This is a genomic window from Neobacillus sp. 114, assembly GCF_030127045.1.
In the GTDB taxonomy this organism is placed as follows: Bacteria; Bacillota; Bacilli; order Bacillales; family Cytobacillaceae; genus Neobacillus; species Neobacillus rhizophilus.
Genome location: NZ_CP126144.1, coordinates 2,511,327 through 2,537,502, shown reverse-complemented (window position 1 = coordinate 2,537,502; position 26,176 = coordinate 2,511,327). Strand labels below are relative to the sequence as shown.

General features: G+C 40.6%; 23 protein-coding genes. 11 read left to right on the top strand and 12 right to left on the bottom strand.

Annotation, left to right across the window (positions count from 1 at the left end; translation table 11 throughout):
* The first annotated feature begins 223 nt into the window (after positions 1 to 223).
* The 7 genes from QNN06_RS12510 (at position 224) to QNN06_RS12480 (ending at position 6,895) form a co-directional block, all read left to right on the top strand.
* The gene (locus QNN06_RS12510) at positions 224 to 1,078 is read left to right on the top strand and encodes an ABC transporter permease (protein ID WP_249366509.1); all 855 of its coding nucleotides are present in this window, start codon (positions 224 to 226) and stop codon (positions 1,076 to 1,078) included.
* 15 nt (positions 1,079 to 1,093) lie between these two features.
* Positions 1,094 to 2,014, top strand: a complete 921-nt coding sequence (gene nikB / locus QNN06_RS12505) for a nickel ABC transporter permease (RefSeq protein ID WP_213116050.1) — start codon at positions 1,094 to 1,096, stop codon at positions 2,012 to 2,014.
* Between the two features lie 16 nt (positions 2,015 to 2,030).
* Entirely contained in the window at positions 2,031 to 3,047 is a 1,017-nt protein-coding gene (locus QNN06_RS12500; RefSeq protein ID WP_213116051.1) for an ABC transporter ATP-binding protein, read from the top strand.
* Positions 3,047 to 4,042: an ABC transporter ATP-binding protein gene (locus QNN06_RS12495; protein WP_213116052.1), complete on the top strand. Its 996-nt coding sequence runs from the start codon at positions 3,047 to 3,049 to the stop codon at positions 4,040 to 4,042. The genes QNN06_RS12500 and QNN06_RS12495 overlap by 1 nt, the downstream gene beginning before the upstream one ends.
* A 98-nt stretch (positions 4,043 to 4,140) precedes the next feature.
* Entirely contained in the window at positions 4,141 to 4,908 is a 768-nt protein-coding gene (locus QNN06_RS12490) for a sensor histidine kinase (protein WP_284037664.1), read from the top strand.
* Positions 4,905 to 5,597 (top strand): response regulator transcription factor, encoded by a 693-nt coding sequence (locus QNN06_RS12485; RefSeq protein WP_213116054.1) that lies wholly within the window; start codon positions 4,905 to 4,907, stop codon positions 5,595 to 5,597. Before QNN06_RS12490 ends, QNN06_RS12485 begins: the two co-directional genes overlap by 4 nt.
* Complete coding sequence (locus tag QNN06_RS12480; RefSeq protein WP_213116055.1) at positions 5,594 to 6,895, top strand: SLC5/6 family protein; 1,302 nt, start codon at positions 5,594 to 5,596, stop codon at positions 6,893 to 6,895. Before QNN06_RS12485 ends, QNN06_RS12480 begins: the two co-directional genes overlap by 4 nt.
* Before the next feature lie 255 nt (positions 6,896 to 7,150).
* Here the strand turns inward: QNN06_RS12480 and QNN06_RS12475 are convergent, their stop codons facing one another.
* The 4 genes from QNN06_RS12475 to aspA form a co-directional block, all read right to left on the bottom strand.
* Positions 7,151 to 8,371 (bottom strand): amidohydrolase, encoded by a 1,221-nt coding sequence (locus QNN06_RS12475; protein ID WP_213116056.1) that lies wholly within the window; start codon positions 8,369 to 8,371, stop codon positions 7,151 to 7,153.
* Positions 8,372 to 8,449: 78 nt separating this feature from the next.
* Positions 8,450 to 10,018 (bottom strand): glutathione ABC transporter substrate-binding protein, encoded by a 1,569-nt coding sequence (locus tag QNN06_RS12470; RefSeq protein WP_284037663.1) that lies wholly within the window; start codon positions 10,016 to 10,018, stop codon positions 8,450 to 8,452.
* Positions 10,019 to 10,128: 110 nt separating this feature from the next.
* The gene (locus tag QNN06_RS12465; RefSeq protein ID WP_217034105.1) at positions 10,129 to 11,613 is read right to left on the bottom strand and encodes an amidohydrolase family protein; all 1,485 of its coding nucleotides are present in this window, start codon (positions 11,611 to 11,613) and stop codon (positions 10,129 to 10,131) included.
* A 223-nt stretch (positions 11,614 to 11,836) separates the two neighbouring features.
* Positions 11,837 to 13,261: an aspartate ammonia-lyase gene (gene aspA, locus QNN06_RS12460; protein ID WP_213116060.1), complete on the bottom strand. Its 1,425-nt coding sequence runs from the start codon at positions 13,259 to 13,261 to the stop codon at positions 11,837 to 11,839.
* A gap of 434 nt (positions 13,262 to 13,695) precedes the next feature.
* Between aspA and QNN06_RS12455 the strand changes: the two genes are divergently transcribed.
* Positions 13,696 to 16,110 (top strand): cytochrome P450, encoded by a 2,415-nt coding sequence (locus QNN06_RS12455; protein WP_349654936.1) that lies wholly within the window; start codon positions 13,696 to 13,698, stop codon positions 16,108 to 16,110.
* 39 nt (positions 16,111 to 16,149) lie between these two features.
* Here QNN06_RS12455 and QNN06_RS12450 read toward each other — a convergent pair whose 3' ends face one another.
* The gene (locus QNN06_RS12450) at positions 16,150 to 16,578 is read right to left on the bottom strand and encodes a MarR family winged helix-turn-helix transcriptional regulator (RefSeq protein WP_213116062.1); all 429 of its coding nucleotides are present in this window, start codon (positions 16,576 to 16,578) and stop codon (positions 16,150 to 16,152) included.
* 183 nt (positions 16,579 to 16,761) lie between these two features.
* On the opposite strand from QNN06_RS12450, the gene QNN06_RS12445 reads away from it, so the two are divergent.
* Positions 16,762 to 18,003 (top strand): MFS transporter, encoded by a 1,242-nt coding sequence (locus QNN06_RS12445; protein WP_213116063.1) that lies wholly within the window; start codon positions 16,762 to 16,764, stop codon positions 18,001 to 18,003.
* Between the two features lie 53 nt (positions 18,004 to 18,056).
* Here the strand turns inward: QNN06_RS12445 and QNN06_RS12440 are convergent, their stop codons facing one another.
* From QNN06_RS12440 to QNN06_RS12410, 7 genes are all read right to left on the bottom strand, one after another.
* Positions 18,057 to 18,899 carry an aldo/keto reductase gene (locus QNN06_RS12440; RefSeq protein WP_213116064.1) on the bottom strand — a complete coding sequence of 281 codons (843 nt, stop codon included), beginning with the start codon at positions 18,897 to 18,899 and terminating at the stop codon, positions 18,057 to 18,059.
* Between the two features lie 176 nt (positions 18,900 to 19,075).
* The gene (locus QNN06_RS12435) at positions 19,076 to 19,804 is read right to left on the bottom strand and encodes a sirohydrochlorin chelatase (RefSeq protein WP_284037662.1); all 729 of its coding nucleotides are present in this window, start codon (positions 19,802 to 19,804) and stop codon (positions 19,076 to 19,078) included.
* A 90-nt stretch (positions 19,805 to 19,894) separates the two neighbouring features.
* On the bottom strand, positions 19,895 to 20,494 hold the full coding sequence (cysC, locus tag QNN06_RS12430) for an adenylyl-sulfate kinase (protein ID WP_284037661.1): 600 nt from the start codon (positions 20,492 to 20,494) through the stop codon (positions 19,895 to 19,897).
* A gap of 11 nt (positions 20,495 to 20,505) precedes the next feature.
* Positions 20,506 to 21,654, bottom strand: coding sequence for a sulfate adenylyltransferase (sat, locus tag QNN06_RS12425; protein WP_217034110.1), 1,149 nt, complete (start codon positions 21,652 to 21,654; stop codon positions 20,506 to 20,508).
* A 27-nt stretch (positions 21,655 to 21,681) separates the two neighbouring features.
* Positions 21,682 to 22,731, bottom strand: a complete 1,050-nt coding sequence (locus QNN06_RS12420; RefSeq protein WP_213116895.1) for a sulfate permease — start codon at positions 22,729 to 22,731, stop codon at positions 21,682 to 21,684.
* 34 nt (positions 22,732 to 22,765) lie between these two features.
* On the bottom strand, positions 22,766 to 23,485 hold the full coding sequence (locus tag QNN06_RS12415) for a phosphoadenylyl-sulfate reductase (RefSeq protein WP_372447563.1): 720 nt from the start codon (positions 23,483 to 23,485) through the stop codon (positions 22,766 to 22,768).
* Positions 23,486 to 23,560: 75 nt separating this feature from the next.
* The gene (locus tag QNN06_RS12410) at positions 23,561 to 23,671 is read right to left on the bottom strand and encodes a YezD family protein (protein ID WP_378581377.1); all 111 of its coding nucleotides are present in this window, start codon (positions 23,669 to 23,671) and stop codon (positions 23,561 to 23,563) included.
* Between the two features lie 378 nt (positions 23,672 to 24,049).
* Here QNN06_RS12410 and QNN06_RS12405 point away from each other — a divergent pair, with 378 nt between their 5' ends.
* Together QNN06_RS12405 and QNN06_RS12400 are read left to right on the top strand one after the other, a co-directional pair.
* The gene (locus tag QNN06_RS12405) at positions 24,050 to 24,919 is read left to right on the top strand and encodes a cation diffusion facilitator family transporter (protein ID WP_217034112.1); all 870 of its coding nucleotides are present in this window, start codon (positions 24,050 to 24,052) and stop codon (positions 24,917 to 24,919) included.
* Positions 24,920 to 24,991: 72 nt separating this feature from the next.
* A complete protein-coding gene (locus QNN06_RS12400) occupies positions 24,992 to 25,849 on the top strand; it encodes an MBL fold metallo-hydrolase (RefSeq protein ID WP_284037660.1) in 858 nt (285 codons plus the stop codon).
* Positions 25,850 to 26,176: the final 327 nt, after the last annotated feature.

Genomic DNA, 26,176 nt, shown 5'->3' with positions numbered 1-26,176 from the left:
AATATTTACTAAAATTTTAACTATTTTGACAAACAATTTAAAAAATATTTACTTTCACTTAAATTTTGATAATTTTGTACTTATTCCACATAAAAAAATTAGCTTTCATAAGGAGGAACATGACAACCAGAAACTACAGCATTCTTTCAAATAAAATAATTAAGGAGGGTTTTGCATGACACTTGAAGCAAAAACAAAACAAACAGTTGTAGTAACACAAACTATGAATCATCCAAAAGAATCTAAACTGAAAGATTTCCTTTCCATTTTAATGCAAAATAAAGCGGCAATGGTTGGTGCTATCATTATACTTTTCTATATAATAGTTGCACTCTTCGCACCATTACTTGCTCCTTATGATCCATACGAAATTAAATTGGAAAATAAATTAATACCCCCGTCCCCAGATCATTGGATGGGAACAGATGATAAAGGAAGAGATATTTTAAGTCGGATTCTTTTTGGATCGAGACTGTCAATGGGGATTGGATTCACTGCGGTAATCTTCGGTGCCTTTTTCGGTATTATTTTTGGACTTGTTGCGGGCTACTATGGAAAATGGATTGACTCTACGATTATGAGAATCATGGATATCCTGCTAGCTTTCCCTGGAATTTTACTAGCATTGGCAATCATCAGTGCACTTGGACCAGGCTTAACAAATGTAACCATTGCAGTAGGAGCATACTCGATTCCGTTATTTGCCCGAATTGTTCGCGGTTCGACTTTAGAAGTAAAGCGGCTTGAGTACATTGATGCCATCCGTTCGCTGGGAGCGAATGATATAACAATTATTTTTAAACATATATTACCGAATATTCTGTCACCTATTATTGTACAAGGGACACTTAGACTAGCAACAGTCATTCTCTCAGCAGCTGGCCTATCCTTCCTTGGGCTTGGTGCCCAGCCTCCATCTCCAGAGTGGGGGACCATGTTAAGCAACGGAAGGGATTTCTTATTCTCAGCACCTTATATCGCTATTTTTCCAGGGCTGGCCATTTCTATACTAGTTTTAGGTTTTAATATTTTTGGTGATGGATTACGAGATGCATTTGATCCAAGAATGAAGAAATAGGGAGGTTGACCAACGATGTTAATGTTTATCTTACGCCGTTTAATGCAAACAATTCCTGTGGTTATTGGGGTAACGTTTGTAGTGTTCATTATTATGCAGCTTGTTCCGGGGGACCCCGCTGTATTGCTTGCTGGTGAAGGTGCTTCAAAAGATACCATTGAAGCCATTCGGGAGCAATTAGGGTTAAATAGACCACTATACGTACAGTATTTTGATTACTTGATGAACGTTTTTCGTGGTGATTTTGGGGTGTCCCTTAAAAATAGCCAGCCCGTTCTAGAGGAAATATTGGTTAGATTACCAATAACTATGGAGCTTGCCTTTTTCAGTATTATCATTACGATCGTTCTAGGGATGGCTGCTGGCATCATATCTGCAGTTAAACCTTATTCCCTAACAGATACAACGGTTATGATTGTCGCATTATTAGGGATTTCATTACCAAGCTTTTGGTTCGGTTTAATGATGATGTATTTCTTTTCTGTAAAATTGCAGATACTGCCAGTCGCCGGATGGGAAAGCATTCTTCACGTGATCCTTCCAGCTCTTACATTAGGTGCTGGCGGCGCAGCTATTGTGGCCCGAATGACGAGATCAAGTATGCTTGAAGTTATTCGTCAGGATTATATTAGAACTGCTCGTGCTAAAGGTCTTCGTGAGCGAGTAATCGTTTATAAGCATGCATTACGTAACGCATTAATTCCTGTGATCACCGTTGTTGGCCTACAGTTTGGCGCATTGCTTGGCGGTACCGTTTTAGTCGAGTCGATTTTCGCTATTAATGGATTAGGAAGGATGATCGTAGATTCGATCAGGATGCGCGATCTTCCAATGGTACAAGGAGGAGTATTAGTAGCCTCGCTAGTTTTCGTTATCGTGAATTTATGTGTTGATGTACTATATCGATTCTTTAATAAACGGATTGAACTAAATTAAAAGGTGGTGAACGGTCATGAATGCTGAAAACAGACCGATTTTAGAAGTGAAAGGTTTAAAAACACATTTCCACACGAAGCGTGGGGTCAGTAGAGCCGTAGACGGCATCGATTTTACACTAAGGAAGGGCGAAACATTAGGGATTGTAGGTGAATCCGGCTGTGGAAAAAGTATGACATCTCTTTCCATTCTAAGGTTAATCCCCTCCCCTCCCGGAAAAATTGCCGGCGGGCAGATTCTGTTTAAAGGTAAAGACTTAGTCTCCCTTTCAGAAGATGAAATGAGGAAAATTCGCGGGAATGAAATCTCGATGATTTTCCAGGAACCGATGACCTCGTTAAACCCTGTCATCCCTGTTGGAGAACAAATCGCCGAAGCATTAAGACTCCATCAAAAGATGAGTAAAAAAGAGGCACGGGACAAAGCAGTAGAAATGCTGAAGTTAGTTGGTATACCCTCTCCTGAAAAAAGAGCAAAACAGGAACCTTTTCAATTAAGCGGTGGCATGAGGCAGCGTGTCATGATTGCAATGGCACTAGCTTGCACTCCTGAGGTGTTAATCGCGGATGAACCGACAACAGCCTTGGATGTAACTATTCAGGCGCAAATCTTAGAATTGATAAAAGATTTACAAACAAAGCTTGGCATGGGCGTTATTATGATTACCCATGATTTGGGTGTTGTTGCTGAAACCTGTGATACAGTTGCCGTCATGTATGCCGGTAACATTGTAGAACATGCTCCAACTAATAAGATTTTTTCGGATCCAAGACATCCTTACACGCAAGGTTTAATAGCCTCATTACCTAAAATCCATGAGGATCAAGATGAATTGAAAACCATTGAAGGCAGTGTCCCAAGTCCTTATAATATGCCTCTTGGCTGCCGATTTGCATCCAGATGTCCCTTTAAACAGCCAATTTGCCATGAGCGTCAACCAGAACTCGCAGCACAGCCGGATGGTGTAAAGGTCCGCTGCTGGATGTATACAAGTCAATGGACAGAATTCCAACAACAGGAGGCTGTAAAATAATGCAGGCACAAGCCGAGAAAAAGCTATTATTACAAGTAGAAAATTTAAAGCAGTATTTTCCTGTCAAATCAGACTCCCTTTTTAAACCAAAGTCATATGTAAAGGCAGTTGACGATGTTTCTTTCCATCTTTTTGAAGGTGAGACTTTAAGCATTGTCGGCGAATCCGGCTGCGGCAAATCTACCACCGGGCGGGCAATTTTAAGGCTTGATGAACCAACAGATGGCAAGGTTTATTATTCAGGACAAAATATTTTGGATTTAAACAAAAAAGAAATGCGAAAGTTAAGAGGAGACCTGCAGGTAATTTTTCAAGATCCTTTCGCCTCTCTTAATCCAAGACAAACAGTAAAACAAATTTTGAATGAAGCGATGGCCATTCAAGAGGTCGTTCCAAAACCAAAAAGAATGGAAAGAATGTTGGAATTACTCGGGTATGTTGGTCTCCCGCCAGAAGCATTAGATCGATATCCTCATGAGTTCAGCGGAGGCCAACGTCAGAGGATTGGGATTGCCAGGGCTCTGGCGGTGAATCCGAAATTAATCATTTGTGATGAAGCTGTCTCAGCTTTGGATGTATCGATCCAGGCACAAATTCTTAACCTATTAAAAAAGCTGCAAAATCAGTTTCAGCTCACTTTTCTTTTCATCTCACACGATCTAAGTGTGGTACGGCACATTTCTGACCGAGTCATGGTGATGTATTTAGGAAAGGTAGTCGAGATTGCTGAGAAAAAAGCTTTGTTTGATTCACCGCTCCACCCTTATACCAAAGCATTATTATCATCAATTCCGGTACCTGACCCGGAGTTGAAAAGAGAGCGGGTCATTTTAAAAGGTGATGTCCCCTCCCCTATTAACCCGCCAAGCGGATGCCGGTTCCATACACGTTGCCCGTTTGCAACAGAAAAGTGTAATAATGAGGAACCAGCCCTTAGAAAATTAGGGGAAAATCATTTTGTCAGCTGTCACTACGCGGATGAACTTGCAAAATAAAAATATTTTCAAATAATAAAAAATAAGTATAAAATATTATATTAAAAAAGGGAGTTAGTCATACTCCCTTTTCGCCATGTAAAGGAGAATCACTTTATATGCTTTCGATGGATGCTTTCTCCCTTTATATTATGTTTTGTGTGCTTGCACCTTTATTAGGTGCATTCACACTGCTGTTTTTATTCATCTTCGAAAAACGGATTGACCTTTTGGAAAAACAAACACGGGAAATTGCGTTGCAAAGAGAACTTCAAACTGCCCTATATAATCAATTAAATCAGGAAATACAGCCGCATTTCCTTTTTAACACATTGAATTCCATATTAAGTTTGGCAAGGCTCGAACGTAAAACTGAATTAATACGTTCTATTGAAGCTCTTTCAAGGCTGCTTAAATTTAAGTATCAAACGAATTCTCCCTTTATAACGATCAATGATGAACTGACTTATATTAAATATTACTTGGAAATTCAAAAGATAAGGTTTCGGGACAGACTCCATTATGAAATCGCTATGGATCCTTCTGTTGGACAGGCCGTTATTATCCCATTTTTAATCCAGACATTTGTGGAGAATGCATTTAAGCATTCATTTGAAAAATATGCTGGAGAAGCGTTCTTAAAAATAATTGTTGAGAAGAAAGAGAAGTATGTACATGTAACGGTATGGAACAGTTCCAGTGAAAAACATGAAGACCAGCCTTATAAGGGGGGACTGGGATTAGAGAATATCGCCAAAAGACTGGAGCTTTTATTTTCACCTGAACATACTTCTATTCAATTAACATCTTTAAATGATAAAACCAACGTTTTGGCTGTTTTTCCATATGTAAATAAGAACGAAAATCAAGGAGATAAACGATTATGAATATCATGTTAGTTGATGATGAGCCGCTAGAGTTAGAGCAGCTTGAATACTTAATCCAAAAAAGATTTCCAACATGGAAATTTTTCAAAGCACAAGATGCATCCCAGGCTGTTCAAATTCTGAAACAACATGATATCATGCTTGCCTTTTTGGATATTCAGCTTCCGGGAAAATCAGGATTAGAATTAGCCGCGGAACTAACTCGTTCTCATAAAATGGATATCATTATGGTAACAGCTTTTCAAAATTTTGAATATGCTCAAACTTCGATACGACTTGGGGTTGTTGATTACATTACTAAGCCGGTTATTGAAGATGAATTACTTGAAGTGTTAAAAAGATACGAACGTATAGGACGTTACTCTGAACCAATCATGAACGCCCTGCAAATTATTCACCAAGAATATAGTGAGAAATTGACATTGAATTATTTGGCTTCGAAAATTCATATAAATCCAGCTTATTTTAGCAGAAAATTTCATGAGGAAGTTGGGATGGGGTTTTCAGAATATTTAAATGACTATCGATTAAAGGAAGCTCAGAGAATGTTAATAGAAAATCCAGAACTAAGTATTAATACTATTTCAGACAGATGTGGATTTAACAGTCAGCATTATTTTAGTCAAATTTTCCGTAAAATAACTGGATATTCCCCACGTGACTATCGACTGAAGGAGACATTGCGTTGAATAGGAAGGATTATCAATTTTACATTAGTGGTGCTGTAAAATTAGGAGTAAGCTTTGGAGTTGTTAGCTTATTGGCACGCTGGATTACCGGAAATACGATACTTTCTGCACCTGAAACACTAGTAAAATACGGAATAACCGGTGCCATTGGTTATTCGTTAATGGGGGCTCTTGCTCTTGTCTTATTTGGATTTTTAGCAAAAAAAATCCGAAACAATTTTCACAATGAACAAACGATTGGGGATGTGATGCGGCAAAAGCTGACTCCTAGCGGATATTGGTATATAATGTTTATTCTTTTGGTTACGAGCTTTTATTCGCTTTTTATTCAAGCAATGGGTGCAGGGATTCTCATACATATTATTTTCCCTATTCCCGTATTTATCGGGATGATTCTGTTTATGGGCTTTTGTTTTTTTGTTGGTGGAGTAAGCGGAATGCAGCGAATTCATCAGTTTTCCGGCGTTAATGTAGCTTTAATATTTGGCGCAGTCCTCCTGATTCCTGTCTATTTTTATATTCAAGCAGGGGTTCATCCAGTATATGACGGAATAAAGCTTTACCATCCCTATATTTTATACTTCAAAAATATGGATGCGATATGGTTTATATTTACCGCCCTTTTAATCTTCTTTGGACAGATTATGATGGACCGTGCCACCTGGCAAAGAGTATTTATAATTCAAAAAGAAAAAGTAACAATGACCTTTTCTTTAGCGGGGGGGATCTGGGCAACCATCCCTCTTGCCTTATCATCTTTATTAATGATTATTATGTTCGGTAGAAGCTATAAGAATATATATTCGCTTTTGTTTGAATTAGTTGACAAGATTCAGTCCACAATGCTGATTATTTTATTTGTATTATTTTGTTTTAGCGCAATTTCTTCTGCGATAAATGCTGAATTGCACGCAACTACTACCTTGTTTGTAAAAAATGTGTTGGAATTGTTTCGGCCATTAACGAATCATGAAAGATGGAAATACTCCTATATTTTTTCTGGAATAGTTTGTGTGTGTTTGCTAGTAATAGTCAGTATTCTTACGCCGAATCCATTGAAATTATTGTTCTTTTTCGGAAATATTTATGCCTCGATAATTATTCCAATGCTGTACATCATTCTTAGCAGCAAGCCCATTCCCGTGGTCATACCATATTCCTCATTGATTGGAGCAGCGGGGGGCTTCTTATTGATTCCATTTACCAATGACCTGAAAGCGATTTGGATTAGCTTTGCTATATCGGGTGTCATCTGTTTGTTTGTATACATTTTAAAAAAAGCACCTATAAAATCTTAGGTATTTTACGACTTTTGGAGGGAGCTGCATTGGGACAATCACAATCCCTATTCGAAGATTTATCCATGTTAAGCCATGACCTATTACCAACACAACCTGAAGCAAGAACCTGGAAAAAAGGACATTTTTTCTCTATTTGGATGGGGTCTTCAATTGGGTGAACTTTCGGACAATAAAAGCGGTAAAGTATTTTCCAGGAACTGCAAAAAGGGGATGACCGTGTCATCCCCTTTTTGTTATGTTTCATTTTGTGTTTTAAAGTGAGCCAGATACGATGTTTCCATTATAAAAAACCGCTTTCCGCTTGGCTCTTCTTGCAACAGCTTCGGCCGAGCAGCTCGCTTCAACCAGAATCATATTGGCGGTATTCCCTGGTTTTGGCCAAATCTGATTACCTTCTTTGTCCAACGGTGTTAAACCGCCGGTAATATATTTAAGTGCTTGCCCTAAGGAAACTTCATTTGTCCAGCGGCTTCTTTCTACTAATCTGCCCACTCTTTCAAGTACATCCCCGTTACCAGTTGGCCACCATGAATCAAAGATATTATCATTCCCCACAGCCACTTCTACTCCAAATTCAGTAAGAAGCGGAACAGGAGGTATGTTGCGGCCGATTGGCAGGCTGGTCACAATCGATATTCCTGCATCCTTTAAAATCTCAGCCATTTCTACGGCCTCTCCCTGCGAAACATCTCCAAGGCCAAATGCATGGCTTATGGCAACTCTTCCCTCCCAGCCTGCCTGCTTCGTTAAATAGGCTAGCCGTTTCATCGTGAAGGTTCCTAAGTGTCCAGGGTCGTGTAAATGCAAATCGATATCGGCATTTGCCTCAACTGCCAAATCCATTAACTGTACTAATGATGCTTCGATATTATTATCAACAGTTGCAGGGTCGACAGCACCCACAATTCCGGCACCATTTCTTAATGCTTCTTTAACGAGTTCAACTGTCCCAGGCCGTAGCAAGCCGTGCTGGGCAAAGGCTACAATTTCGGAACTTAATTTATGCGAATACGTTTCTAAAGCTAGTTTTACTCCTTCTAAATTCTGCAAGCTTACTTCTGGATAAATATCCACGTGCGTTCTGACATGAGTCGAGCCATAAGATAATAACACCTCAAGCAGTGCTTCCGCACGATCCTTCGTGCTGGATGATATAGAAGTAAGAATATTTTTTTCTATTTCACATCGTTCAATCACACCTGATGCTGGTATACAGGCCCTCCAGCGATCTCCCATATAGGTTTTGTCTAAATGAACATGCTTTTCAACAAAGGATGGGATGAGAAGCAGGCCTTCCGCGTTCATCACGGGTAATTCATTCAAGAGTGTCTCTGATGCATCGATTATTGTCGTAATCTTGCCATTTTCAATTAATAACTGAAATAGCCCTGTTTGTGTCCCTACAACTCTTCCGTTCTCTTTAATGTAACCTGTTTCCAAACGAACATTCTTTAACCAAAAACTTCTATTCATTCTCTAACTTCCTTTCTTTTCAGAGCAAAAGATAAAAGGGGGTACCCCACAGAGATATCCCTTTTATCTGCCTTAAAGTTATTTAATAGATACATCGTTTATTTCTAAATAGCCTGACGGGCTTATCGCAAAGCCTTCTACATTTTTTGAGACAGCTGCTAGGTTTTCTATCACACGGACTGGAATATACACTACATCCTTCATTTCTAATTCTTGTGATTGTGCATAAAGCTCCTTGCGTTTTTCTTGATCCTTTTCTCTTCTAGCTGCTTCAATTAAACTATCAACCTCTTTGTTGCTGTAGAAAAAGGTGTTTCCTGCCCCACCTTGGGAACTTGTATGGAAAAGATTATATTGATTATAATCAGCATCTCCAGTAGCATTTCTCCAGCTGATAATAAACATTTCTGAATCACCTTTGTTTACTTGCTCTACAAATGTTCCATATTCCAATACTTGAATATTAACCTTAACGCCGATCCCTTTTAATTGAGATTGAAGAACTTCGGCCATATTGATTCGCTCTTTGCTATCCATTGTTTTAAGAGTTATTTCCAATCCATTCGAATAGCCTGCTTCTGCAAGCAGCTTTTTCGCTTCATTTAAATTATATTCAGAGGCCTTCATTGTATCATTGTAGCCAAATACTTTAGAGCCCAATAAGGAATTCGCTCTTTTCCCAACATTGTTATATACACCTTTAATAATGGAATCCATTTCAACAGCGTAGGATATAGCCTTTCGAACACGAACATCGTTAAAAGGTTTCTTCTGAACATTAAAACCAATATACTCTGTTCCATATCCTTCACTACGGTAAACATCGACAGCCTTTGAAGTTTTTACTGTATCCATCATCGGTACGGAAAGCGGTTCAGCTATATGAGCTTCTCCCGTTTCAAGCATCGATATTCTTGTCGTTTCTTCAGGAACAACCTTGAATACGACTTTATCCACCCTTGCTTTTTCTCCCCAATAATCGTTGTACTTTTTTAAGACAATTTCTTGACCCGGTGTCCAGGATTCGAATACAAATGGACCTGTTCCATTTGGCTCTTGGATAATTTTCTTGCCATATTTTTCAATCGTTTTTGGATTGATAATACCACCTTCATGGCTCGCTAAGATAGAGAGTAACGGAGAGAACGGCTCAGATAAGATAAACTGTACGGTATAATCATCAATAACCTTTACTTCCTTAACCATTTTAAATACAACCGCTCTCGGTGAACCAACGTTTGGGTCTAATAAACGATCAAAGGTAGCTTTGACAGCATTTGCCTTAAATTCGGTTCCATCATGGAACTTTACACCTTTTCTTAGGGTAAACTCCCAGGTTGTATCGTCCTTTTGCTCCCACTTTTCCGCTAGCAATGGCTTTATTTGAGCATTTTTATCACGGCCAACTAAACCCTCATAAATCTTCCGATGAGTAATACTTGCGGCATTAATGGTAGACATAAAATGGTGGTCCAAATTTTCAGCATCAGATAAGCGCGCAACGACCAAAGTTCCCCCTTCTTTAGCGGCTGAGTCACTTTTTTTGGTGTCACTGCTAACATCTTTTTTGGTAGAACAACCTGCCATGATTACCATCATCATGAACATGACGATAAAGAATTTTCCTACCCCCCTATTTCCCTTCATCAATCTTACCTCCTGAATATTTTTTAAAAGGGTTTAACCTTTGTCTAATTATAAAAAATATTCAGATAATAATATTTCAAATATCTTTACTTCCTTTTTTAATATCTTTACTACTTTCTTTCATTTTTAATAGATTCTACAACTCTAAAGGATGTTGGAAATAATTGTCGTTCCGGAAGCTTCTGATAATCTCTTTCCATATATCCCTTTCTCATTTTATTAAAATATTGTTGCCCTTTGAATTTAATTTCTTCTAAATTAACGTTTGGAATTTGCTGATCCTTCATGACAATTCTGCCATTGATGATAGATAATTTCACATCTCTTCCAGTTCCGCCTACGACCATCGTGCGAATTGGGTCATCCAGAACCCCCATGTGAAATCCATCCAAATCAATCGCAATAATATCAGCTTTCGCACCAACAGCGAGCCTGCCGAGATCGGCCCTGCCGAGGAATTTAGCACCACCGAGTGTTGCTGCCCTAAAGAAATCAGCGTATGTTGAATCTTTGACTTCTTTTTCAATAAAACGAGAAAACATGCTTCCGGTCCGGATGTTCTGGAAAATATCCGGAGGGAAGGTATCCGTTCCGAGCGCTATATTAATTCCTGCTCTTTTATATTTCGCAAAGGACTCTAAAGCTGACATGTGCCTGCCAATAATTAACGGACAATGAATCACTGTCGTCCCGGTTTCTCGCAGGAGTGCGATATCGTTCCCTTCACCAACTTTCGCTTCACTATATCCGGCAATATAGTGAGCGTGTGGGATCCCAGTTTTGGGCCCTAAGAAGCCAAGGTCGTATAAGAAGCGAATTGGAGTGACCCCATATTTATCCACAATGGTATGATATTCAAAAGTTCCTTGTGCCGCATGGAGTTTTATTGGAACTCCCAGCTTCTCGCTAAAATACTTCGTTTGTGCCATGCTATCGATTGTTTGGCATTCTATCCGTTCAGGTGCAAGCATGCCCCGAACTAGCCCATCAAAAGCACCGTCAAATTCCTCCACAAATCTAACCGCCCGTTTTAATCCCTCTTTACCGGCTTCTTCATCCAAATAAAGCTTGATAGTACCATCGGGTTGTACCACCCTGATCCCAGATTGATAGCTAGGACCAAGATAAATTCTTAACCCAAGGTTTCCGGCATGGTTTGCAGCTGCTGCTAATTCCTCATATGTTTCAGCCCATTTTTTATAAAAGACTGACGTAATTGGCATCGCCGTTGTAATCCCGTGTAGAATTAGCTGCGTATAGGCATAAAGAGATTTAAAAGCTTCTTCTTCAGCGGTCATCACTTCATGGTATCCGTCCTTAATATATTGCGCGGACCAGAGCAAGTTTTTCTGTCTGTTTGTACTGGCCTCGAGGTGTAAAATATCATGGTCGATATCTCCTAACGCATTTAAATCAATAAAACCAGGGCTAATGACGGCATTCCCTACATCGATTATTTCATTTATTACACCTGTGTAATTTTTACCGACATATATAATAGTGTCTTGTTCATAAACAACTTCAGCATTTTCGATGATAACATGGTCTTCCCCGTCATAGCCTATGACATACCTTCCCTTTATCTTTGTCTTCATCCACTTTCTCCTTTCTTCCTTTTACCTTTATTATAAAAAACTCTCGATGCCCCCATTTTCGGAATTATTACCCTTTTTTTAAATTTTTCTACTTTATTGCAGCAGAATATTTACTTCAAGTTAAAAAAAGAAAGGTTGTCAGCTTTTAGACAACCTCTCTTAATACATCCAATTTTAAATATAAAAAAAGCGAACAGTTCGCTAACTGTTCGCTCTTTGGGTTTTAATCTCGATCTAAAAGTGCCGCTCCGGCAATCCCCGGTTTTGTCATTTCATAAATATTAAGGATTTGATCCAATTCTTCCTCAGTTAAAACATCATGCTGCAGGCACAACTCACGAACAGATTTCCCTGTTAAAGTCGCTTCCCTTGCAATTCTTGCCGCTGCTTCATAACCAAGATGCGGATTTACTGCGGTAATAATGCCGACACTCTTTTCAACATATTCTTTCAATCTAGCTTCATTCGCCTCAATGCCAGCTAAACAGTGGTCAGTAAATGAGCGGAAACCATTGTTCATGATACTGATGGATTGCAGCAGATTGAAGACTAAAACAGGCTCCATTACGTTTAACTCAAGCTGCCCTGCTTCCGATGCCAGACAAATGGTATGGTCATTGCCAATCACCTGAAAAGCAATTTGGTTAATCAGTTCCGGCATAACTGGGTTTACTTTACCCGGCATGATGGAAGATCCAGGCTGGCGTGCCGGCAGTGAAATTTCAGCCAGACCTGCCCGTGGTCCCGAAGCCATCAGGCGTAGATCGTTAGCAATTTTCGACATATTCATCATACATACTTTTAGAGCGGCAGAAACCTCCGTATAGGCATCGGTATTCTGGGTGGCATCCACCAGGTGCTCCGCATTGACCAATGGCAGCCCGCTGATTTCGGCCAACTGTTTTACCACATCTTCAATATACTGAGGGTCAGCATTTAATCCTGTTCCAACTGCAGTTGCCCCCATATTTACCTCATATAAATGGTTCCGCGATTGAGAAATTCTCTTCATATCCCTTTCAAGTACACGGGAATACGCTTCAAATTCCTGGCCGAGGCGAATCGGTACAGCATCTTGAAGGTGAGTTCGGCCCATTTTGATTACTGTTTCAAATTGCTTTGCTTTTGCCTTGAAAACGCTATGCATGTACTGCATTGTCTCTAATAATTTGCTCAATAGATTTAGTGTTGCAATATGGATTGCCGTTGGGAAGGCATCATTTGTCGATTGTGACATATTGACATGGCTATTTGGGCTTAAATGCTTATAATCCCCTTTTTTGTGTCCCAGCAATTCAAGTGCGCGGTTGCCGATCACCTCATTTGCGTTCATATTCATGGATGTCCCGGCACCACCCTGAATTGGGTCGACGATAAACTCGTCATGCCACTTCCCTTCAATGATCTCCTCGGCTGCCTGAACGATTTTTTCCCCAAGTCCGCTGTATAAACGTTTGGTATTCATATTAGCAATAGCTGCTGCTTTCTTGACCATTGCTAATGCCTTAATTAATTCCTCATGGATTCGGTATCCTGTAATCGGAAAATTTTCAACGGCCCGTAATGTTTGAATCCCATAATAAGCATTTTCCGGTATTTCTTTTTTTCCTAAGAAGTCTTGTTCAACCCTTGTTGTATTCGCTTCCATTTTCTTACCTCACCTTTGTATTTAGGCATTCTATTTTAATAGAATCCTATTATATATAATAACATTTACAAAGTTATTGTATTACATTCCTGCTATAATTTCATTCTTAAAACAAAAATTCTTCAAAAATATTATTTTAAAAAAATATCACCTGATCAACAACCACTTTTAAGAGGACACTATAATCTTCTAAAATATCACTTCACTCTCTTTATAATATACTCCTTTTTGAAACCGTTTTCAATAATTTGTTTGTTTTTCAGCCTATTTTCGTAAAAAGCAAAAATGAAAAAAATGTAGAAATTTGTCTGAATATTTACTCATCAAATGCTTTATATTCGTATTATACACATGGTATAATCTTCTAAAATATTATTTTAAAATTATTTAAAAATTAAATTTCTCGAGGAGAAAGGAAGGTTGTAAAAACAAATATGTCTACTTCCGAAATTGCTGCGATACCGCAGCCGAAAACGTATGGCCCACTTGGCAACATGCCTTTGATTGATAAGGAGGCCCCGACACTCTCCTTATGGAAAATCGCGGAAAAATACGGTCCGATTTTTCGTATGGAATTTTTCGGCGGATTTTCTACCATTTTTGTTTCCGGCCATAAATGGGCCGGCGAGGTTCTGAACAGCGGAAAATTTGATAAAAGTTTGCTCGGCGGCCTCCATCAGGTCCGCGAATTCGCTGGCGATGGGCTATTTACAGGTAAAACATCTGAGCCAAACTGGCAAAAAGCCCATAACATTCTAATGCCTTCGTTTAGTCTGTCAGCTATGAAAGGGTATCACTCCATGATGGTAGACATAGCAAGCCAGCTCGTCCAAAAATGGGCACGGCTGAATCCAAATGATAGTATTGATGTACCGGATGATATGACCAGACTTACGCTTGATACGATTGGCTTGTGCGGCTTTAACTATCGTTTCAACAGCTTCTACCGTGAGACGCATGACCCGTTTATTATCAATATGGTGAATGCCCTAGATGAAGCCATGCATAAAGGGACCCGTCTCCCGATTCAAGATAAATTCATGGTAAAAAAACGACAGGAATACCAAAAGAACATCCAAGCGATGTTTTCCTTGGTAGACAAACTAATCGCTGAACGGAAGGAACGCGGTGATCAAGGGGAAACAGATTTGCTTGCTCGGATGCTAAGTGCTAAAGATCCGCAAACAGGCGAAATGCTCGATGATGAAAATATCCGTTACCAAATCATCACCTTCCTGATTGCCGGACACGAAACAACCAGCGGTCTTTTGTCCTTTACGCTTTACCTGCTGTTAAAGCACCCGGAAATCCTGAAAAAAGCCCGTGCGGAAGTTGACAGTGTATTGACAGGAGCAGTTCCAACCTTTAAACAAGTTTTGGAGCTGAAGTATATTCGGATGATTTTAAATGAATCGTTACGGCTTTATCCGACAGCACCGCAATTTACCCTATATGCCAAGGAAGATTTGGTTCTTGGAGGAAAATATAAGATAAATAAAAAGCAGACGGTTGCCATTCTCCTCCCTCAGCTGCACCGCGACAAAGAAGCTTGGGGTGAAGATGCTGAAGAGTTTCGTCCCGAACGGTTTGAAGACCCGAAAAAAATACCGCATGATGCTTATAAACCATTCGGCAATGGACAACGTGCATGTATCGGAATGCAGTTTGCCCTTCACGAGGCAACATTATTAATAGGAATGATTTTGCAAAACTTTGACTTAATTGACCATACGAACTATCAATTAAAAATTAAGCAAACGTTGACGCTTAAGCCTGAAAATTTCACGATGAGCGTCCAACTGCGTGATAAACGTCTTGTTGAATCATTTATAGTACCTGCTGAAGAAAAAAGCTCTTCTGTCTTAAAATCAGCTAATCAACAATACGATTCTTCGATAGGAAATAATACACCATTACTTGTTCTATACGGTTCCAATATGGGGACTGCGGAAGGAATCGCAAAAGATTTGGCAACAAGTGCTCGTTTTAAAGGTTTCAAAAGTGAAATAGCTCCGCTTGATGAATACGTTGGCGTATTGCCGAAAGAAGGAGTTACTGTAATTGTCACTTCCTCTTATAATGGCAATCCGCCAAAGAACGCTCGAAAGTTTGTCAAGTGGATGAAAGAGTCTGAAGGTGAGATGCTCGATGGTGTTCGTTACGCTGTTTTTGGCTGCGGAGATACAAACTGGGCGAACACTTATCAAAGTGTTCCTAATTTGATTGACGAAAAGCTTGCTGAAAAAGGTGCCAACAGAATATCGCCAAAAGGCCAAGGTGATGCAAGCAGTGATTTTGATCAACAGTTTGAAGATTGGCATGAACAATTATGGCCAAATGTGTTTGAGGCATTAGGGCTTAAAGTTGAAAATAAATCAGAAGAATCGAATCAGGCATTGACAATCCAATTTGTCGATGAAGTACAGACCACAGAGCATGGTTCAGGCGGTACTGCGGTCCAGACTGTGAAAACGCGCAATTCATTTAAGACGGTTGAACGTGTTCTTAACCGCTTCGCATTAGATACAAATACACAGGTTGTCTTGAGTGGAAACCCGAAATTTGCGACCCGGCTGCCACTAGATTTCCCTGTCCGGGTCAGCGACTTACTGAGTCTAAAGGTTAATTTAGAAGAAACTGTTACCCGTCCGCAGCTTCAAGAGCTGGCTGAACATACCGTATGCCCGCCTCATCAAAAAGAATTAGAAACACTTATAAACGAAGATGCCTATAAGGTTCACGTTGTAGAAAAAGGCATTACGATGCTGGATTTACTTGAAAAATACCCAGCCTGCCAAATGCCATTTGAAAAATTTTTAGAGCTATTAGCGCCTTATGAGACACACTAAAAGAATTAAAAAAGAGGATGACCTGGTCAATCCTCTTTTTTATTCTTGAATGGCTGCAATATTAAATCTTGTTAAAAGTTTACCAAATGTGGCCCGTTCTTCGTCAGACCAGTCCTTTGTCACTTCTCCTACCCTTATCTTCCTCGTTTGTCTCTCTTCCCTTAATTTCCTTAAACCCAATTCAGTAATTTCTAAGAAATATGCCCTTCCATCTGTTGGATCAGGAATTCGATATAGGAAGCCTTTTTGTTCTAATGCGGATGCCTGCCTGCTTATTGTGGAAATATCCAGTTGGGATTGTCCTGCTAATGTTTTCACTCCTGCTGGTCCATTTGTTGCGATTTGATGTAGTAGAAGATAAGCGGAACGATCAAGATTGCCAATTTTTTTATGAGAAGAGTAGGCCGTGATACGGCGAATCATAATGGCCAGTTCAAGTTCGATCGTTTCAAGGGATTCTTCAGACATAATTATCACCTCTCAAGGTGTCATTTCTTGTTCTTATGATATCATAAGAGCGCCCAAAATTATAACTTATAGGCGAATTCACTATTGACGTAGTGAAAAATGGTTGTATAATACAAATATATAGTTTCATTATACAACTATTTTTAATACTTACAAAGAAAAGATAAAACAAGGGGGATTCAGATGTCATCAACATCACAAACTGTTGTACCAAGAACTACTAGCATGTCTTCTATAGAAGAATCAAATCTTCTTAAGCAACCAAAGGCCGTCTGGGCTGTCTTCTTTGCCTGCATTATTGCCTTCATGGGTTTGGGACTTGTCGACCCGATTTTACCTGCAATCGCTAACCAATTACATGCTTCTCACAGTGAGGTTACACTTCTTTTTACAAGCTATAATGCTGTTATGGCCGTTGCCATGTTAATCACCGGCACGATATCATCAAGACTAGGCATTAAATGGACACTAATTGCCGGAATTATCATAATTGCTGTCTTTTCAGCGCTTGGCGGCTATTCAAATGGGATCTGGACACTTGTTGGCCTTCGCGGCGGATGGGGCCTTGGTAACGCACTGTTTGTCGCAACTGCCTTGGCGGCGATCGTCTCTCTTTCTAACAGCGGGACCGCAAAAGCCATCATCCTTTACGAAGCTGCTATTGGTTTAGGGATTTCTGTAGGTCCTTTACTTGGAGGCTGGCTTGGGGCCATTTCCTGGAGAGGTCCGTTTCTCGGTGTTGCCACACTTATGATTGTAGCCTTCGTTGGACTTTTGATATTAATGCCGCGAACACATCAGCAGCAGAGCACACAACAAAAGAAAACTTCCTTGCTTGATCCATTCCGCGCCTTAAAATATCGTTCATTATTGGTATTTGGTATTGCTGCGGCGCTTTATAACTTTGGTTTCTTCACCCTCCTTGCCTACGCTCCATTTGTAATGGGTCTTGACGAACATGGCTTGGGGTATGTGTTTCTGGGATGGGGTATTTTACTTGCCATTACATCAGTTGTTACTGCTCCAAAGCTTCAGCAAAGGTTTGGAACCATCAATTCTATGGGGGCAATGTTAACATTATTTGCCCTAGTCCTTTTAGCGATGGGTATTTGGACATCAACGCAATGGGTTATTATTGCGGCTGTTATTTTTGCTGGGGCTTTACTGGGGAATAATAATACGCTTATTACCACTGCTGTTATGAACTCTGCCCCGGTAGAACGCTCGACTGCATCTGCCGCATATAGCTTCCTTCGCTTTATAGGGGGTGCAATTGCACCATATACGGCAGGTAAGCTTGCCGAAATTTATACACCATCAACACCTTTTATTGTAGGTGCTGGATTTGTCCTTGTTTCTGTTATATTTATTTTCATGAATCGGCACCATGTCAAGCACGTCGACGATGTGGAGTTAGGGCATTAATTTAAACGTAAAAAAGCGAACAGTTTTACGGCTGTTCGCTTTTTTTGTGTTCTTTATTCGGTAAATCCATTCGTAAAATCATCCGGATCTGGGCCGACCCGCTCATCTTTGTTCAAGCCATCAATTCTTGCTATGTCCTCTGTTGATAACTCAAAATCGAAAATATCGGCATTTTCAATGATACGCTGTTCCTTAATTGATTTTGGTATAGTCACTACTTTTGATTGTAAATCCCAGCGTAAGATGACCTGGGCAACTGACTTTCCATATTTACGAGCAATATCACTTAAATTAGGATCATTCAATAATTTCCCCTGTTTAAGCGGCGACCATGCTTCTAATTGAATCCCTTCTTTTTGGCAAAAAGCAAGTAAATCCTTTTGAGTTAAATGTGGATGATATTCCACTTGATTCACCATCGGCTTAATCTCGGCATCCTTTAATAGTTCCTCTAAGTGATGGACCTTGAAGTTGCTGACACCGATGGCACGAACGCGTCCATCCTTATATAATTTTTCAAGGGCTTTCCAAGTTTCTTTGAATTTGTTTTTGCCTGGCCAGTGAATGAGGTATAAGTCAAGGTAATCTAGTCCCAGCTTATTTAAACTAGTTTCATATGCTTGAAGTGTGGACTCGTAACCTTGATCAGAGTTCCATACCTTTGAAGTGATGAATAACTCCTCACGAGAAACACCGGACTCTCTAATGCCCTGACCGACACCTTCTTCATTTTGATAAACCGCTGCAGTATCAATGCTGCGGTAGCCATTTTTGATAGCTGCCTTTACAGAGTCAATTACCTCTGAACCTTCCTGCACTTTAAAAACACCAAGGCCAAACCAAGGCATTTCAACACCATTATGTAATGTAGTTGTATCTTTTAAGCTTTTTACCATTGCGGTCACCTTTCCTCATGGAATTTTAGGCATATACCAACCTATTATGGCACTTATACCCAATGAAAATTCTATCTCAACTAGAAAAATCAATCCAATAAAAAGCTTATTTAGGAAGCATTTTCATATATCTGCGAATTTCTGAATATATCTGAGAATCCTTGAAAAAAGGAAACTTATTCATTTTCAATTGCCCGCTTAATAATGACATCTTCAATAACATGGTGCCTGCTCAATTGACCTGTATGTATAATCGAGTAACCTTCTTTTTCCTTTTTCCGCACTTTTTGGACCACTTCCGTTAATAGAAGTCCTGAAAACAGCAAGTAAGGAACGACAATGACCCGGCCCACTGCCTCGTTGCAGACAGTTTCCAATCCCTCATCGAACCTGGGTTCAGCGGCAGCTAAATAGCAAACAGAAACACGATTAAGTCCTAGACGATTTCGGATTCCATCAACAATGTTTGCAAAATCCGCTAATATATCCGGGTCGCTGCTCCCCCTGCCGACAAGCAAGATGCTGTCTTTAGCTGTCAGCGTCCCTGCCTCTTCATTAACAAGATCTGCTAAACCATCAAGAATGTTCCCCTGTACCCCAAAAGGATCCTTCACATTTACCTTAACATGAGGATATTTTTCATGAAGCCCTGCCAATGCATTTGGTATATCCTCTTTTATATGCCCCGCGGCAAGCAGAAAAAGAGGAACAACCGTTATTTCGGTGGCACCCCTTTCTACACAATGCCTGAAACCATCTTCAATCAGTGGCTCAGCCAGCTCCAGAAAACCCATTTCCTGAATTTGCACATCGATTCGGGCCATTATCCGCTGGATAAACGTCCTTGCCTCATCCGCCCCTTTCCTTGAGCGAGTACCGTGTCCAATGTAGAGAATTGCTTTCATGCTGGCTGCTCCTTTCACATTTTGCTTTTTAACTCAAACGGGTACTATGTGATTTCATAGTACCCGCTTCTTTTTAAAAAAGCTATTTTATTAAATAATATTCTTTTCCCGTAAATATCCTAACACTTGTTCCACTGATTCTTCAACTGTCACCAAATCAGAGCGGATGAGGATTTCCGGATTTCCCGGTGACTCGTATGGTGAATCAATCCCCGTAAAATCCTTAATTTCACCTTTGCGAGCCTTAACATAAAGCTGTTTTGGGTCACGGCGTTCGCATTCTTCAAGAGGACAATCAATGAAAACCTCGATAAATTCCCCTTCTGCAAATAACGCACGGACATTGTCCCGGTCGGAACGGAATGGTGAAATAAACGCAGTAGTGACAATCTGACCGCTGTCAACAAACAGCTTTGCCACTTCCCCGATGCGGCGGATATTTTCTGTTCTATCTTCTTCAGAAAAACCAAGATCCTTATTTAAGCCGTGACGGATATTGTCTCCATCAAGAACGTATTCGTTAATTCCCTGCCGAAACAATTCGTTTGAAACTGCATTCGCAATTGTTGATTTCCCAGAACCAGATAGCCCTGTAAACCATAGTGTACAGCTTCCATGACCGTTTTGCGCACGTCTGTCTTCTTTTGTAATGGTAGCGTTATGCCATGTAATATTCGATGATTTGCTCATTCTCCTACTCCTTATACTGTCGCTTTTTCTCTCATTCCTTCAATCAGGACTTCAACCACTTCTTTACGGCTGAAGGTTGCTGGCGGAAGAACTCCTGAGCGGAGCATCTCTCTAACTTTTGTTCCCGACAGGATTACACGATCTTCCTTGCCATGCGGGCAAGTTTTGTCAGATGCCATACCATCGCATTTTGTGCAAAAGAAGCTGTGTTCAAAGAATAATGGTTTAATACCAAGTTCCTCTTCAGTAAAATTGCTGAAAATATACTGGGCATCATAGGTTCCGTAATAGTTTCCTACCCCAGCATGGTCACGGCCGACAATAAAGTGTGTGCAGCCATAATTTTTGCGGGCAAGAGCGTGGAAAATAGCTTCTCTTGGACCTGCATAGCGCATTGCAGCTGGGTGGACGCCTAGCTGGACCCGTTCTTTTGGATAATAGTTTTCCAATAAAACACGATAGCTTTTCAGACGTACATCAGCTGGAACGTCATCAGATTTTGTTTCACCGACTAGCGGGTTCACGAACAAGCCATCAACCGTTTCAAGGGCAGCCTTTTGAATGTACTCATGCGCACGATGAATCGGATTTCTTGTTTGGAAACCAACAACTGTTTTCCAGCCTTTCTCTTCAAAAAAGGCGCGAGTCTGATTTGGTTCGAACCAGACATCACCGAACACGCCTTTTTCAGGTTTCTTAACAAGCACAACTTCCCCTGCCACATAGACAGGTCCTCTTTCAAATAGCCGCTTAACGCCTGGATGAGCAAGTTCTTCCGTTTTATAAACTTCTCTTGCTTCTTTGTTTAAATCCGGCTCATACCATTCAGAAACCTTAATTACACCGTAAACTTCATCGTTGTGTTTTAATTTAATTTCTTCACCGACTACTAAGGATTCCGCGATTTCATAGGATACAGGAAGAGTTACTGGAATGGACCAAATCGTATTGTCGGCTAAACGCATATTGCTGACAACAGATTCATAATCCTCTTTACCAAGAAAACCGTTTAACGGGCTGAAAACTCCCACTCCAATAAGTTCAAGATCGCTTAAAGCAATCGCATCAATTTCTAATTCTTTTGCTGCATTGGATAAATCATAGTTTGGATCAAAAGCTTGAATAAGTTTGCCTCCGTGAGGTTTTGGTAAAAATGACATTTTTGTTATCAACCCTTCTATTTGTTTTTATTTATTTGCAATATCGGTAGGCGCACCAATCGATGCGGATGAAGTTCGTTTCATTAAAAACAGCACTCCAAAAACAGAGATAAGGACGCCTGCCATGACAATAATCGGATAAAAGTTCCGAACTATCACTAATTGAATAATGGTGTATGAGAGCACCATTGAAATAACCGGTGAAACAATCCAGACCGTCAGAAGCTGAACGACAATACCCTTTTTCAAGACTGATTTTCCGTATTTTGCAAAACCAATTCCAATAATAGAAGATGTCGTAATTTGCGTAAGCGGAACTGGAATTCCAAAGAGCGATGCAGCCGTTACGATGCTGGCTCCAGTACCGGATATGATACATCCCTCTTCCAAGCGAAGCTTTGTTATTTTCTTCCCATTGGTTTCAATTACTCGGTGGCCGAGCAGGAATGCACCAAGTGCTACGGCCAAACCTCCCCAAAGGACAGCTGTCTCTTTAGACATTAATGATGCGGCAACAAGGGGGCCAACGGCATTGGCCACATTGTTCATTCCTGCCGAAAAGGCTTCGAACAATCCCATTAAGACGACAAGTACTGCAAGAAGAGGTCCTGCTTTTGGTTTCTCGACAATTTTTTTAATAGGTTTGATTTTTAAAAAATTAGCAGCAAGGATCGCCAGCACGAAAGCTGCAATTGGAGTTAACAGCCAAAACACCATAATCCAGAGGAGCTTGCCGACAAAAACGGATTGATAGACAATCCCCGCCCCCACGACGGCGCCCACTGCTACTTCACTTGTCGAGAGTGGTATTCCAAAAATGTTCGCTAAAAAAAGCGACATAGCTGCTGAAGCTAACACGATTAAAGCAATGGCATTTGTAAAGGTACTGCTTGGAACGATTCCGCCGCCAATGGTCTTTACGACCTCGCCGCCGCCAAGCCATGCACCAAGGAACACCGCAATTCCACAAAGGAATAAAGCCAGTTGTTTTTTGACAACGCCGGCACCATAGGATATCCCCATCGAAGCAGCTGCCCCGCTGGCCCCAATATTGACTGCAAAAAACAAACCTATCATTATAGCAATGATTGTGATCGTTTTGACCGCCCCCTTACGATGAGTGTAATCCACACTCGGTTTTACTACTGCCGGACCAGCGTCCGGCACGGGAATCACCGTCACCGGCAACTGCTTGCGTACAAGGGAAGCAGCCAATACTTGGGTAGTTGTGGTCATGCAACTCATTATATGGAAGGTCTTTTTCCCGAATATAGGACCATACCTCATCCCATGTCCAATGAATCAGCGGGCATATTTTAATATTTTTAAATTTTTCATCTTTGTTAACAAACTCAGTATCTTTCCTTGTCGGTGACTGTTCTCTGCGAAGACCAGAGATCCAAGCTTCTCTTGCTGTAAGAGTTTCCCTAAGAGGAATGACTTTTCGGATTTGGCAGCATTGGTTAGGGTCGCGTTTCCATAATGCTGTCCCATATTGAGCAGCCTGTTCATCAAGAGTTAATGCAGGTTTCTTCTTCTCGATTTTCAATGATGGAAAACGTTCTTCGATCCTTTTGATAACATCGTAGGTTTCTAGAAAGTGAAGATCTGTATCCAAGAAAACGATGTGCGCATCAGGTTTCACCTGAGCAATCAAGTCAATCAACACAATCGCTTCCGCCCCAAAGCTCGAAGCATAAACAATTTTATTGTCAGAATAATTCTGATAAGCCCATTCCAATACTGCTTTAGCGCCTTTCGTTTCATCTTGAATCGAAAAAGAGTCAGAAATGGAATACCAATTTTCATATGTCACTGCGTTTGTCATCATGCAAGCCTCCTTATTCCTTTTAAAAAAAGGCAGCCTTCGACCATTAATGGTGAAGACCGCCTCTAGTTTGTCTAGTCAGCGTGTTTTATTCGATTGAAGACGAACCTTTTCGTTTTTCTCAATTTGCACGACCTTACCGTCCTGGACAACCAGTGTAATCGATCCGAATTTGATTGATTCGAGCATCGGCCTAAGGTGTGCCGCAATTTCTTGCCATTCATCTGGTGTTTTCAGCCGATTCGCCCCCTTTTCCTAAAAAATTCCTCCTATTCCAGGAAAGGCATTTTACTGTTTCTATTTCTTAATATTAATCCCACTAGACCAATAGGAATTTATATATATAGTTGATGAAATTAATCCTACTAGACACATAGGGATTTGTCAATATAAATGATGAAAATATTTTAACTATTTTTTCATTAAAGCAGATGTCTATTTTGCCCGTACTAAACTTTTTTTCCTGATATAAGAATTTTAAGTCCGGACTAAAAAGGTTTCTCTAGACCCACATAATAATAGATTGCTAAGATAATGAAGGGAACAAAAAGCTAAGGGGCAATACATATGGAAAATGAAAAGTATTTAGCACTAAAAAAAGGGGAACAAGCCGCATATATCAGTATTTTGGCATACATTTTTCTATCCATTTTAAAACTGGCAGTTGGTTATGCATCCGACTCGGAGGCACTAAAGGCCGATGGGTTAAACAACAGTACGGATGTAATCGCATCTATTGTTGTGTTAATCGGCCTAAAACTTTCACAAAAGCCCGCAGATAAGGACCATCCTTATGGTCATTGGAAAGCGGAAACTGTTGCCTCCATGGTTTCTTCTTTTATCATGATGGCCGTGGGTATTGAGGTGCTATATGATGCGGTTACCACCATCATCAATGGAAAGAGCGAGTCGCCAGACCCCCTTTCTGCCGTAACCGGAATTTTTTGTGGTGCAGTCATGTATGCTGTCTATCGCTATAACCATAAGCTTGCTGCAAAAATTAACAGCCAGGCGGTAATGGCTGCCGCGAAAGACAATCTCTCTGATGCCTGGGTGAGCATCGGAACTGCTGCAGGAATTATTGGCGCTCAATTCAATCTGCCATGGCTAGATCCAATTACAGCAGTAATCGTAGGACTTCTTATCTGTAATACGGCATGGGATATTTTTCGCGATGCATCCCACAGCTTAACCGATGGTTTTGATGTGAAGGAGATGTCTTTTTTTAAAAATACAATTGAAGAGATTTCGGGCGTTAAAGGAATAAAGGACATCAAAGCACGGAATTATGGCAATAGCGCTGTCGTGGATGTGGTAATCCTCGTGAATTCCAATCTAAATATTCGGGAAGCACATGATGTTGCCACAAAGGTGGAAAATGCCTTAATCAAGGAACACGATGTGTTTGATGTTAATGTCCATGTGGAGCCTAACTAAGCTGATTGAATAATTGCTTTAAACAAAGGAAAACTATCCCTAAAATTAGGAAATTGATAAGGGGATCGTTTAATGGATAAAGAAATGTCATATGGAAGTGACTATAAATTGATTCCAGCCACTTCTATTGGTAGTGGAATCGGGATTCAGGTTTTGCCGGATTTATTTTCTTATACCATCCAAATCGTCAATATTTGTTTTGTAGGTAACCCTGATAATGGCGAGTTTGTTTTAGTGGATGCCGGTATGACGGGGTCAGCAGATGAAATTATCGGGGCAGCAGAGGAACGGTTTGGCGAGGGTTACCGCCCGAAAGCGATTATTTTAACGCATGGTCATTTTGACCATGTTGGAGCAATAATCGAACTGGTGAATCATTGGCAGGTACCGGTATATGCCCATGAAATTGAATTGCCTTATTTAACCGGGCAAAGGAGCTATCCTGAGCCCGACTCCAGTGTGGAAGGCGGGATGGTGGCGAAGATGTCACCGTTATTTCCGAATGAGCCAATTAACCTGGGTAACCATGTTGAAAAACTTCCTGCAGACGGCAGCGTCCCTCATATGCCTGGTTTCCGCTGGATCCACACTCCAGGTCACACACCTGGACATGTTTCCTTTTTTAGAGATGAGGACCGTGCGTTGATTGCGGGAGATGCTTTCATAAATGTGAAACAGGATTCTTTATATAAGGTCATTACCCAGGAGGAAGAGGTAAACGGTCCGCCTAGATACTTCACAACTGATTGGAGGGCCGCTTGGGACTCAGTTAAAAAGCTAGCTGAATTAAGTCCTTCGACAGCGATAACAGGGCATGGTACTCCGCTCGCAGGCGAGGCATTAACCAGCGGACTGCAAAGGCTGGTAAATAATTTTGACAGCTTAGCGATTCCGGATTACGGAAAATATGTGGATGGAAATATTCATTAACGTGTATATATTGAGCTTCCTATAGATACTTTATGGTTTATTGCGGAAATATTGGGTTTTAAAAGGTGATCAAGGACATTTCCATCTGTTTTTCAACCGGTTTTGTCCTTGATCCCGCCTATCAAAGACATTTTCTTCCGTTTTCCGACCGTTTTTGTCCTCGATCCGGCCTATCAAGGACATTTTCTTCCGTTTTTCTCCTGGTTTTGTCCTTGATCCTGCCTATCAAGGACATTTTCGTCTGTTTTCCGACCGGTTTTGTCCTTGATCCCGCCTATCAAGGACATTTTCGTCTGTTTTCCGACCGGTTTTGTCCTTGATCCCGCC